Annotated in this window: 12 protein-coding genes; 1 reads left to right on the top strand and 11 read right to left on the bottom strand. The window is 34.0% G+C overall.

What is annotated here, in order from left to right; all coding sequences use genetic code 11:
- Positions 1-22: 22 nt before the first annotated feature.
- The 9 genes from BLV55_RS08365 to BLV55_RS08325 all read right to left on the bottom strand — a co-directional run bounded on the left by BLV55_RS08365 (position 23) and on the right by BLV55_RS08325 (position 9,920).
- Positions 23-1,168: a tyrosine-type recombinase/integrase gene (locus BLV55_RS08365; protein ID WP_093313281.1), complete on the bottom strand. Its 1,146-nt coding sequence runs from the start codon at positions 1,166-1,168 to the stop codon at positions 23-25.
- Positions 1,169-1,241: 73 nt separating this feature from the next.
- Positions 1,242-1,787 (bottom strand): SMC-Scp complex subunit ScpB, encoded by a 546-nt coding sequence (scpB, locus tag BLV55_RS08360; protein ID WP_093313279.1) that lies wholly within the window; start codon positions 1,785-1,787, stop codon positions 1,242-1,244.
- Positions 1,788-1,790: 3 nt separating this feature from the next.
- Complete coding sequence (locus BLV55_RS08355) at positions 1,791-2,555, bottom strand: segregation and condensation protein A (protein WP_093313277.1); 765 nt, start codon at positions 2,553-2,555, stop codon at positions 1,791-1,793.
- Between the two features lie 30 nt (positions 2,556-2,585).
- On the bottom strand, positions 2,586-3,212 hold the full coding sequence (locus BLV55_RS08350) for a site-2 protease family protein (RefSeq protein ID WP_093313275.1): 627 nt from the start codon (positions 3,210-3,212) through the stop codon (positions 2,586-2,588).
- Entirely contained in the window at positions 3,212-5,833 is a 2,622-nt protein-coding gene (locus tag BLV55_RS08345) for a CBS domain-containing protein (protein ID WP_093313273.1), read from the bottom strand. Before BLV55_RS08345 ends, BLV55_RS08350 begins: the two co-directional genes overlap by 1 nt.
- Before the next feature lie 20 nt (positions 5,834-5,853).
- A complete protein-coding gene (locus BLV55_RS08340) occupies positions 5,854-7,158 on the bottom strand; it encodes a pyrimidine-nucleoside phosphorylase (RefSeq protein ID WP_093313271.1) in 1,305 nt (434 codons plus the stop codon).
- Positions 7,159-7,257: 99 nt separating this feature from the next.
- Complete coding sequence (locus BLV55_RS08335) at positions 7,258-8,433, bottom strand: phosphopentomutase (RefSeq protein WP_093313269.1); 1,176 nt, start codon at positions 8,431-8,433, stop codon at positions 7,258-7,260.
- 30 nt (positions 8,434-8,463) lie between these two features.
- A complete protein-coding gene (gene xerD / locus BLV55_RS08330; protein WP_093313267.1) occupies positions 8,464-9,351 on the bottom strand; it encodes a site-specific tyrosine recombinase XerD in 888 nt (295 codons plus the stop codon).
- A gap of 11 nt (positions 9,352-9,362) precedes the next feature.
- Positions 9,363-9,920: an NUDIX domain-containing protein gene (locus tag BLV55_RS08325; protein WP_093313265.1), complete on the bottom strand. Its 558-nt coding sequence runs from the start codon at positions 9,918-9,920 to the stop codon at positions 9,363-9,365.
- A 156-nt stretch (positions 9,921-10,076) separates the two neighbouring features.
- Between BLV55_RS08325 and BLV55_RS08320 the strand changes: the two genes are divergently transcribed.
- Complete coding sequence (locus tag BLV55_RS08320) at positions 10,077-10,745, top strand: regulatory protein RecX (protein ID WP_176968331.1); 669 nt, start codon at positions 10,077-10,079, stop codon at positions 10,743-10,745.
- On the opposite strand, the gene recN is transcribed toward BLV55_RS08320, so the two are convergent.
- Both recN and BLV55_RS08310 read right to left on the bottom strand, forming a co-directional pair.
- Positions 10,742-12,418, bottom strand: a complete 1,677-nt coding sequence (gene recN / locus BLV55_RS08315) for a DNA repair protein RecN (RefSeq protein ID WP_093313261.1) — start codon at positions 12,416-12,418, stop codon at positions 10,742-10,744. The two genes, BLV55_RS08320 and recN, sit on opposite strands and share 4 nt — an antisense overlap.
- A gap of 28 nt (positions 12,419-12,446) precedes the next feature.
- On the bottom strand, positions 12,447-12,896 hold the full coding sequence (locus BLV55_RS08310) for an arginine repressor (RefSeq protein WP_093313259.1): 450 nt from the start codon (positions 12,894-12,896) through the stop codon (positions 12,447-12,449).
- Positions 12,897-12,920: the final 24 nt, after the last annotated feature.

Genomic DNA, 12,920 nt, shown 5'->3' with positions numbered 1-12,920 from the left:
CATTTTGAATTGCTTATGACTATTATTTTTCACTATCAACCCATTCGAAATTTTTTACCAATTCTCTTTTTGCATCTTTTTTATGTGCAGCATAAAGCTGGGTAGTTGCTACATTATCATGATCCATTAAATTTTGAACATCAAATATTGAAAATCCCTGTTGTATAAGAGCAGTAGCTGCTGTAGCTCTAAGTTTATGAGGGCTATATCCATTTCTAGAAGAAGTTCCAAGAATCAATGCGGTATACTTTTTAACCATATTACGAATGGCACGAATTGTCATCCGACGTTTTTGTAATGATAAAAAGAGCGCATCTTGATGTTCGGCAGATATATTTTCATCAGCTACTCTTTCGTAATAAATATACTCTTTAATTACTTCTTCGCAAGAATAGTTGATAGGCATAAGACTTTCTTTTCCGCGTTTTCTATACAGCTTAAATTCTCCTCTATTAAAATTAAATGACGATATATTTAATTGCTGCAATTCGTTTAGTCTAAGTCCATAGGTTAAAAAAAGAACCAGAATAGCTCGATCTCTATACTTTGTCTTTTTCCAATAGTTTTTTTCTTTATCCGTCAGCAAGTCACCATTTTCCACTATGTCTAACAGCTTTACCACTTCGTCAATTTCTAATCTTTTTATAGCATCTGGTTGTGGCTTTGGGAGTTGTATCGGGTTAAAGCCATCCGTTATGTTTCTAGGTATTAAATCATCTCTAAATAAATTTTTAAACATAACTGATAACGAGGATTTTTTTCGTGCCAAAGAACGCTGATGATTTTCTATTACCTTAAAAGAGTGTTCTCCTTCGATAATATACCTACTACAATATTGCCCTAAAAAAAAGTTGATATCCTTTGCTGTGATAGTTTTGAAAGTGTCTAAAGATATATGTGAAGGAGATTCTGCATCAGTTTTATGGGTTTCTTTTATTAGGTATAAGCAAAAGAAGTATATGTCTTCAAGATAAGCTAATCTAGTGGAAGTCGCAACGGAAGATTTCAGAAATAAAAAAAAATCAGACAAAAAAGAAGGAAGTTTGGATTCAATTTCAATGCATTTTTGGATCATTTTTTGCTTCTGAAGAACTAAAAAATCCGGAGTGTTGCTTTTGTTGTGAACTCGAATTGTTTTATTAATGTTATTTTTTGTAGCTGATCTCATTAGAAATCCTCCTATACTAACATATCGCCATACTATTCCCTAAATATACATTTTAAGAATAGTACATCGACTGTCACTTGTCAAGATGATCATCATTTTCTGAGGGTGTTAGCATTTCTGTATTTGGTAAATCATCAAGCGTTGTTAAGCCAAAAGATTTCAAAAAAGTATGAGTTGTACCATACAAAATTGGTTTGCCTATTTTATCTAAGCGTCCTTTTGTTTCAATAAGACCTCTATCCAGTAAAATTTTGATAGCGTGATCCGATTTTACACCTCTTATACTATCCACTAGTGATCTTGTAATAGGCTGCTTATATGCAATGATAGCTAGGGTTTCCAGAGCCGCTTGTGATATAGATTTGCGTTTTTGTGGAGAAATTAATTTTTCTATATACTGTGAGTAAGCAGGGTTTGTTGAAAGTTGATAATAATCACCCATTCGTAAAAGGATAATGCCACGATGATAGAATTTATAGTCTTCTTCCATTTCTGTTAAGAGTGATTCCACTTCACGATAAAAATAACCAGTAGCTTTTGATATTTCTTTTACAGATATTTCTTCTCCCCACGCAAACAACAATGCTTCAATCACCGCTTTTTTCTTTTCAGTGCTCATTTTTTAGGACACTTCCTTTATTTCCGAATCAACTCTATCATTAATGCTGTTAGTAATACTGTTTACCGTTACCAAACCCTTTTGAATCATTTCTAATAAAGCTAAAAAGGTTACTACTACTTCTTGTTTACAAGATAAATTAATAAAAAAATTAGTGAAGGATAAAGCTGCATTTGAAGAGCGTAATGCCTTCTTTATTTTCAACATTTGCTGGGAAACCTTATAGGTCTCATTAGCGAGATGTATAGGTTTTGATGTTTGTGTAGCTGATTTCCGACGGAAGGAGTTTAATAAAACTTTTTCAAATGCTTCTTTAAGACAGTTAATATCGATAGTATCGTCAAGTAGTCCATCATCACCACGATCCATTAAATATTTAGACAAGTCCTCCTGGCTTTTAAAGTAGGTACTGGTCACCTGTTCTTCGCTTCGCTTCAGTTCATCGGCAGCAGCCTTATAGATCTGATATTCTAAAAGTTTATTTACGAGTTCATCTCTAGGATCGCTCTCTTCTGTTGTATCATCACTATTTTTTTCTTCCTTTGGAAGAAGCATACGCGATTTGATTTCCAACAAAGTTGCTGCCATCACCAAAAACTCACTAGCTATTTCCAAATCTAAGGATTGTATTGTTTGTAAATAATCCATATACTGATCTGTTATTTCATGTATCGGAATATCATAAATATCTATCTTATTGACTTGGATGAGATGATATAATAAGTCAAGTGGTCCTTCAAAAACTTTTAGTTTCAAATGATATGACATCTGGTACTCACCTTCTTTAATGATATTTAACTAGAAAACGATCGCACTTAAATATAGAAGCAACATATTATAGAGTACATCTACGATAGGAAATAAAATATTCCGAATTACTCCAAAAACAAGAAGTATCATTAAAATAATCACAGAATATTGTTCGATTTGGTAAAATGTTTCCTCAAATCTCGATGGAAATAATGACATTAATATTTTAGAGCCATCTAATGGCGGTATTGGAAAGAGATTAAAAACCGCTAGTACCAAATTGATGGAAACTGCTGATAAGATAATACGCTGTACGGCAAAACTCGTACCGACAGTGCGCATTAACACCCCTAATAGAGTTGTCAAGAGAAATGCCATAACAATATTAGACAGTGGTCCTGCAATGGATACTAAAAAGGTACCTTTTCTACGATCTGTAAAATAATATGGGTTTATCGGTACTGGTTTTGCCCAACCAAACCCAGCAAAGATTAGCATAAAAAAACCTACAGGATCAATATGTGCAACAGGATTTAATGTTAACCGTCCTTGATTTCGAGCCGTATCGTCTCCAAGTAGATATGCCGTATATCCATGAGAAAACTCATGGATGGTTAACCCTATTAAAATACCAGGTAATATCATCATGATTCTTGCTGGATCTAAATTAAACATCAATTTCCTCCTTTTATTCGGTGATACTTTTGTTTAGCAAACTCAAGTTCACCATTACGATCATATATTGTCCCTAAAACTTTTGCTTTTAATACACTATCCATTATCATTTTATAAATAGGACCAGGCTTTATCCCCATTTCTTGAAGGTCTTTGCCAGTAATCTTTATGTGAATAGAAGATAGTTTCAATTTATAAAATGCGATATAGTGTCTAACATAAGGATTTTCTGAGTCATTATAGAAAAAGATTAGTGCTTCATCTGAATGCGGTTTTAATGCTGTATAGATTGTATATCGATCAACTTCTTCCTGACTCAAAATTTCATATACACTTCTTCTTTTAACCATTGATTGAGTAATAGAATTAACTAGTGTTTCATTGGCTATTAGTTTTTTTAGAACTTCAGATATTTTATCTGTGTCTACTTCTGATATTAGTTGCATTAGCATTACGATGGTTTGATTGAATGGTTTACTCGATAATTGTCGAAAACCTTCCAAAGAAAAACGGACATTTTTTACTTTTCGAATCACCATACTATTTATAGTAAGTGATGGATCTAAGGATTTGAATATTTTAAATGAATTCAACATCTGTAAACTTTTATCAAGAACATCTTGTTCTCGAATAATATGAATTATCTCTTCTCGAATTCGATCATTACTCAGTTTTTCAAGCATATTTGCACTGATAGCCTGTTCAATGTACTGACATGTTGATTTTTCAATGGTAAAATTAAACCGAGCTGCAAAACGAATGGCTCTAAAAATCCTGGTTGGATCTTCGATAAAACTCAAATTATAAAGAACTCTAATTTGTTTATCTTGTAAATCTTTCATACCGCCAAAATAATCTATCATTTCACCAAAATTATCTTGATTAAGCGCTATAGCCATACAATTAATAGTAAAATCACGCCGAAATAAATCACTCCATATATTGCTGCGCTCAACCTTCGGTAGAGCTGCTGGATATTCATAATACTCTCTACGTGCTGTTACGATATCAATAGAAATAAACTGAGGAAGTTTGATTACCGCCGTTCCAAATTTTTCATGTATCGTTAGCTTGCCACCTATCTTATGATTTAATTGTCGGGCAAGCTCAATGCCATCTCCTTCTGTAACAAAGTCCAAATCCCAGTTATCTGTTTTTAAAAGTAAGTCTCTTACAAAACCACCTACAATATAAACCTTTTGATTTAACTCATCACCAACTTCTCCTGCTAATAATAGTAAGCTTTTTATTTTAGAAGGAAGACGATCAATTGACTCAGAGCATTGATATATTCTTTCATCATTGTTACTAAAAAGCTGTTGATACCAGTAAGAACTGTTCGTGCCATGTAAATATTTTAGTAAGTCTGTTCTAGTAACAATGCCTGTCAATCGACTATTGTCAACAACAGGTAGCCTTCCAATATTATGAGTTACTAACAGCTCATTAATTTCGTTTAATGAGGTAGAGGGTTTGATTGTAACAACATCATGGCTCATGAATGCTTTAATAGGTGCATGGGAGAGACCATGGTTTATAGCTTTTTCGATATCTGTACGAGATATAATACCAGATATCTTTTTATTCTCATCAATAACAGGCATTCCTGTATGTCCATACCTCAGCATAATGCGATTCGCTTCATCAATAGATACATTTTCATCAAGAGATTTTACTGGCCAGCTCATTATTTCTTTTGCAACAATCTGAGGTGCAATTCTTTTTGGTAACTCTTTTAACAGTTCACCTTTCAATTGTTCTGGATTGCCATTACGCACTGTTGCTGATGCCGCTCTTGGATGACCAGCGCCCTTGAATTTCTGCAGTGCAAAAGGTATATTGATGTTGTCTTCCACACTTCTACCGATTAGATAACAACGCTCTTCCATTCGAACAATTAAAAAAACAGCATCAGCTCTGAGAACATCTAAAACTTTGTTTGCGATAATTCCTACTTCATTCACAAATTTTTCACTTGAATAAGTTGCAATAGCAACCCTAAAGTGATTTATTTCTATTGTCTCAGAGTTATGAAGCAACATAGTAAACACTTCTTCATGTTCTGGGCTCCAAGTATCTTGTATATAATCATTAATAATTTCTAAATTAGCTTCTTTTTCTAACAAAAAAGATAAAGCCTTAGCATCTTGACTTGTAGTATTAGAGAAAGTAAGGCAATTGGTATCCGCATAAATACCCAGTGCAAAAAGTGTTGCTTCAAAAGGGTTGATTTCAATATCTTTATTCATTAATTCTTCGATTAAAATAGTAATACAAGCACCATATTTGTGCATATGAAGACTAGCACCTAGCATTGCTCTGTCATTTGGAAAATGATGATCATAAATAGTCACAGGCACTTTACTTACAATTTCCTTAAACTTTCCTATACGATCTGAAGTATGAATATCAACAATGATAAGACTAGTTATATGTTCTATTTTAATTTTATTAGAAAATCGTATAGATAATACATTCTTATAAAAAGTATAAAATCTTTTAACTTCCTGTTCTAAGTTACCAGAAAAAGCCATCACCGCATCTGGATGTAGCTTAGAACAAGCAACCATACTAGCAAGTCCATCAAAATCCAGATTTTGATGACTGGTGATGAGCTTCATAATAACATCCTTTCAACAAACTATTTAATAATCTTTTGTATCATTTCTACTTCTTCAGGTTTATCTTGATTGAAATGATATGCCTGTTCTATCCATTTTTCTGCTTCTGATATTAATCCGTTGTCATTAGAATAAATGATAGCAATCGATTCATTTGCGTTTACATATTCTCCTCGCTTCTTATTTAAGATGATACCAACATTCAAATCAATAACACTGTCTTTTGTAGTACGACCTGCTCCTAAGGCTAATGCAGCTTTTCCAATGTATTCAGCGTTAATAGAGTAAACAAACCCACTTTCTTTTGCAATAACGTTGTATTGAAATTTTGTTGACCAGAATGACTCTTCAGAATCTATCAATCGAGTGTCTCCATTCTGTAGTTGAACAAACTGCTTCAACTTATTCAAAGCACTACCATTATTAATAGTTTCTTTCATCATATTTCTAGCGTTAGATAAAGAGTCGGTTTTTTCAGCTAAAACAAGAATTTGTGATCCTAGTTCTATGCATAGACGTGTCACATCTTCTGGTCCTTTACCCTTTAAAACATTAATTGCTTCTATTACTTCAAGTGTATTTCCGATAGCATATCCCAGTGGCTGATCCATATCTGTTACTAATGCAACGATTTTACGATTAAGTTTCTCTCCAATTGAAACCATTAAAGCAGCTAACTCTTCAGCATCTGCTGAAGTTTTCATAAAAGCGCCACTGCCATATTTAACATCTAAAACAATGGCATCAGCACCTGATGCCAATTTCTTAGACATAACACTACTAGCTATCAATGAAATATTGTCTACTGTTCCTGTAACATCCCTTAAGGCATATAGCTTTTTATCAGCTGGTGCTAAGTTTGATGTTTGTCCGGCAACAGCTAGTTGAATATCATTAACACGTTGAATAAAATCATCAATACTCATATCTGTTTTGATGCCTGTAAAAGCTTCGAGCTTATCAATAGTACCACCTGTATGCCCTAAACCTCTTCCAGACATTTTTGCCACCGGAACCCCACAAGCAGCAACCATTGGTCCTAAAGCAATAGTTGTTTTATCACCAACACCACCAGTACTATGTTTATCTACTTTAACACCATCAATTTCAGTCAAAGAAACGATATCACCTGAATTCATCATTGCCTCTGTAAGATTTGCTGTTTCGTGCTTATTCATCTTTTGAAAAAAAATAGTCATTAAAAAAGCAGCTATTTGATAATCAGGAACAGAATTGTTTGTAACAGCATTTACAAAGAAAGCTATCTCTTCCTTTTGCAATATTTCACCGTTACGTTTTTTGTAAATCAAATCTAACATGTTCATAGTTCATCCCTCATCTTTTTAGACATGATTAAGTGCTTTTCATAATTCCTTCATTTATATCAATAACTTATAGTTATATCCATAGTAAATGAAAATATTTTATGACTTTAAGATTAACTCTGAAAATCCAATCCCATTACCCGTATCTTTGGTATTTAACAACTCAGAAATTGTAGATGCAATATCAGCAAAGCTACAACGTGTACCTAAATTCAATCCTGCAGATATATGGTTACCTGTGATTATTATTGGAACATATTCTCTCGTGTGATCAGTCCCGGGATGAGTTGGATCATTGCCGTGATCAGCTGTTATTATTAAAACATCATTCGTTTTCATTTTTGATAAAATTTCAGGTATTCGGGTGTCTGCTTCCTCTAATGCTAAACGATAACCGAGAGCATCTCTTCGATGACCATATTTCATATCAAAATCCACTAAATTCGTAAATATCAGCCCGCTTGAATACTTATCCATTGCTTTGAGGGTTTGATTAATACCATCCATGTTGTTTTCAGTATGAACAGAATGCGTTACTCCTTTACTGTTAAATATATCGTCAATTTTTCCAATACCAATAACTGGATAACCAGCCTCTTCACAATAATTCAAAATGGTTGGATGAGGTGGGGAAAGTGAGTAATCTTTTCTACGATGAGTTCTAGAAAACGCACCTAACTCCCCTTCGAAAGGCCTTGCAATAATACGTGCTAATGCATAATCTCCTTGCATCATTTCACGTGCAATTTCACACATATTATATAGTTTGTTAATAGGGATTATTTCTTCATGGGCAGCGATTTGGAAAACACTATCAGCTGATGTATAAATAATTGGGTATCCCGTTTTCATATGTTTTTCTCCGAGTTCTTCGATGATAACGGTTCCTGAAGCTGCGTAGTTTCCCAAGGTTTTTGTACCAATTTTTTTTTCGAATGCTTCCATTATTTCTGATGGAAATCCATCAGGAAAAGTTCTGAAAGGCTCTTTTGTAATTAAGCCAGCAATTTCCCAATGACCAGTTGTCGTATCTTTTCCTACCGACAGTTCAGCGGCTCTGCCAAATGTTCCTGATGGATTTTTTATGGCATTGATAGCCTTAACCGACTCTATGTTACCAAGTCCTAGTTGTTGAAGATTAGGCAAATGAATGCTCCCTGTTTCTTTCACAATATTTCCTAATGTATCTGCACCCATGTCATCGTACTTCTCCGCATCTGGTAAGGCTCCGATACCAACACTATCTAAAACTAACAATATCACACGATCAATCATATTAAATCACCTCATCATTATTATAAAGATTTATGCTCTGGGATGTGTTTTGTTGTATACATCTCTCATTTTAGATTTAATCACTTGTGCATACATTTGGGTTGTAGAAATATCAGAGTGGCCCATCATTTTTTGAACAGCTCGTAAATCAGCTCCATTTTCTATTAAATGTGTTGCAAACGAATGTCTTAAGGTGTGTGGTGTAATCTCTGTTCCAATACCAGCACTAATCGCATAGGATTTCATAATCTTCCAAAATCCCTGACGTGAAATAGGGTTACCTTGTAAATTCAAAAAAAGCCGAGTTTCTCTATGGTAATATACCTTGTGACTCCAAAAGTTTTCAATATAATCCTTCAAGGCACAAATAGCCTGTTTTCCTAAAGGGATTACTCTGGACTTTCCTTTGGAACTTTTGCAAGTAACAAAGCCTACAGCTAAATTGATATCATCTGCTGATAAGTTGATAAGTTCTGTTACTCGTATCCCGGTAGCATATAATATTTCCAACATTGCTCGGTCTCTAGATCCTTTAAAGGTGTTGATATCTGGCTGAGAAAGTAGAAGCTCAATATCCTCAGTAGTTAAACTTTCTGGAGCTTTTTTTTCGTTTTTAGGAGCCTCTAAATCTGTAGCTGGATTGTTTGATATATAATTATGACTGGTTAAAAAGTGAAAGAAGCAACGGATGCTAACGATGCTTCTAGCTATTGTAGAAGGTGCTCTCCCTTCTCTTTCCATTACCATGCTATAGTTAATTAAAGTAGTTTGGTTAACCTCATTTGGACTAGAAAAACCCTTTTTGTCCAAAAATTGAATGAGCTGTTTAATGTCTCTGTGATAAGATAAAGCTGTGTTTTGAGATAGTTTTCTTTTTGTTATTAAAAAATTAGAAAAGTCTTCAAGCAAGTGAACCATATATTTCTCCTTTATTCTGCGTTTATTTGTTTATTTCTAAGATGCAAAATTCGACTAGCAGACGACATAACAGCAATGATCGTTTTACTGTCCATGACCTCACCTGCGTACACTTTATTCAATAAATGATCAAAAGGTATGGATAAAACTTCTAAATATTCATCTTCATCAGGATTTGACTTTCCTTCTTCTACATCATATGCCAAGTAAATATGTATTAATTCGTTAGAAAATCCTGGGCTAGTGTAATAAACCATTAATTTTTCAAAATGATTAGACCAGTAACCAGTTTCTTCCATTAATTCTCGTTTAGCACATGTTTCTGGATCTTCATCTTGTTCTAATCTTCCTGCAGGAATTTCAAGTAAACATGATTCAACAGGTTTTCGGTATTGCTTAACAAGAATAACGTTACCCTCCTTAGTCATCGGAATCACAGCGGCTGCTCCAGAATGCTCTACAACTTCACGCTTAGAATACTTTTGATCAGGCAATTCAACCGTATCTATCCGTAAGGAAATAATTTTACCTTCATAAATTTTATGACTCTTTAAAGTTTTTTCTTCCACAAAGAATCCTCCCAGTAAACGATCAGCTGATTTTTATCCGCTTATTCTATCATACCTGTTTTTATAATTGTTGACAAGGTTATCAAAGCATGTACAATGAAAGTAAGTTTTTTATATAAGCTATTGACATAAAATCTTCGGAAAGGTTTGAGACGTGTGACCAAAAAGGAATCTGCTCTATCAAAAGCTCTTCATTATCTTTCATGGCGCTCAAGGACACAATCTGAGATACTAACCTACTTAAAAGATAAAGGTTATGATAAGGATGAAATCCAGGAAGCTATTAATAGGTTAAACGACTATGGCTACGCAAACGATGAGAAATACGTAAATCAAGTATCCGAAAACATTAAAACTAATCCTCGAAAAGGCAAATATTCAATAAAATCTAAGATGCAACATAAAGGCGTTAGTGAAGAGTTGATATGTAGAGCTATCAGTAATTACGATGATTCAATAGATTTAGATAAAGCATTTCTATTGGCTAAAAGCACTTTTGAACACTCACAGCGTTTAACTTGGAAAAAAATCATAGATAAAATTTTTCGTCAGCTGAGTAGCAAAGGGTTCTCCAGCGAAGTTATTCAAAAGACAATTAAAAAAATAGAGCATGATCCATTAATTGCTCAGCTATATGAGGCAAGACAAGATATTCATGAAGAATATGCTTTTCTATATGCTAAAAAAATATATGATCAATGGCGTAAAAAAGAAAAAGACCGACATGTTTTGCGGTCTAAGATACAGCGATCATTGTACCAAAAGGGGTATTCAACAGATATTATTCACCAAACTACTAATATCGTTATGGAAGATGACAGCTAGCCTCCTTTATTTTCGAGCATTTCTCTAGCATGCTCTAATGTAATCTCCGTTACTGATCCATTCAATAACCTTCCCACCTCATACAAACGCTCAGTGCCCAGAAGTAAATTAACACAAACTTTTGTTTTGTTTTTAGATAGTTGCTTTTCAATCATATAGTGGTTTTTTGCTAGTGCAGCAATCTGTGGCAGATGTGTGATACAAATGACTTGATGAGTTTTAGCTACATAAGCCATCTTTTCACCAACTACCTGTGCTGTGCGTCCACTAATGCCTGCATCAATTTCATCAAAAATCAAGGTGGGTATATCATCAATTTTTGCAAACAATGTTTTAAAGGCTAACATGATCCGAGACATTTCTCCACCTGAAGCAATTTTCATTAGCTCTTTTAAGGGTTCACCAGGATTTGTTGCTATTAAGAAAGTTATTTCATCTATTCCATTCCCGCTCATTTCTGTTTTTTTTCGGCTAACTGAAAAAGATACTTTTCCCATATTTAATGTTTCTAAAATAGAAATCATATCGTTTTCAAGAATTTTAGCTGTTTTACTTCTCTGTTTTGATAATTTTTCAGCTATTGATAAAGCAATTTCTTCTTCTCGCTTCAACTCTTTAGTTAACTTACTATATCGCTCAGCACTATTGATTAATTCATCCAATTCATTGATTAAAGAATCTTGATAGGTTAATATCTCTTCTATGGATTGTCCATATTTTCGTTTCATATGATTAATGGTTTCTAATCGTTGTTGAATCCTTTCAAGCTCGTCTGGACTAAACTCTATCTGATCGTGATATGCTCTGATATCTCTACATAGTTCTTCTAAATTAATTCGTATGTCTTCTGCTCGGTTAGAAAATTCCTCTAGGGATTCACTAAACGGCGATATGTGAGCTAGTTCTTTTATATTACTACTCAAAAGATCTAGGGATGAAGGATATTCTCCTCCTTCGTATACTCCATCGTAAAATAATCCTAGCGCCTTAAATATCTGTTGAGCGTTTCTTAGAAGTTCGTTCTGCTCTTTTAAGTTTTCTTCTTCACCTTCAAATAAGTTCGCTTCATCAATTTCTTTAATTTGAGTACGTAAAAAATCTAATTGTCTGGCTCTTTCCTGGTCATTGATACCTAAACGATTCAACTCTTTTTTCAGAAAAATAGTTTGTTTAAAATGCTTCTTAAAGTCATTAATGAGAGATTTTATTTTTTCGCCACCATAATCATCTAATATTTGACAATGAACGCTTTGATCCAGTAAAGACTGGTGTTCATGTTGACCATGAATATTGATTAATCGGCTCATGATTTTTTTTAATATGCCTTGTGTTACGTTTTGTCCATTAATACGACAAATACTTTTACCATTAGCGTATAAGTCTCTGGTAACAATTAGTTGTTTTTCTTCGTCAAATTCAATGCCATATTCTTCTGTAATCGTCAAAATATCACGACAATGACCAACGTCATATACCGCTTGTATACGAGCTTTATCAGAACCGGATTTTACTAACCCTCTATCTCCACGTCCACCAAGACATAAACCAACAGCATCGATGATAATAGATTTCCCAGCACCGGTTTCTCCTGTTAATACGGTAAATCCTTTATCAAAAGAAAGAGTAAGGTGATCAATAAGCGCAAAGTCCTTAATATCTAATTCAATTAGCATCGTATGACCTCCATCACTTATCAGAATATTATTCGGTCAGTTCACGAAAACGCGCCTTTACATTTTCTACTTCTTCTTCTTTTCTGATTAAAACAAAAATGGTATCATCACCAGCTATTGTTCCGACTATTTCCTCAAAGTTTGCAGCATCAATAGCTGATGCTGCTGCTTGTCCAGCAGCAACAATTGTTTTAATAACAATAATGTTTCCTGCGTGATCAATCGATACAATAGATTCTTTGAATAGTCGTACCAGCCTTTCTGTTAACATTGATTCCTGACTTCCCATTGCTGCATATTTATATCTACCAGATCGAGACATTTGTTTAATTAAATGCAACTCCTTAATATCCCTGGAAACCGTAGCTTGGGTTACATTTAGTCCAATTTCTTTAAGCGCTCGCGTTAATTCTTCTTGTGTTTCAATATCACGTTGTCCGATGATTTCTAAAATTTTTGCATGTCGTATATACTTCATGATGCTCTCCTTTCAAGTCAACAG

The sequence above is a fragment of the Tindallia californiensis genome (genome assembly GCF_900107405.1).
In the GTDB taxonomy this organism is placed as follows: domain Bacteria; phylum Bacillota; class Clostridia; order Peptostreptococcales; family Tindalliaceae; genus Tindallia; species Tindallia californiensis.
This window is presented reverse-complemented; position numbering and strand designations above follow the sequence as displayed.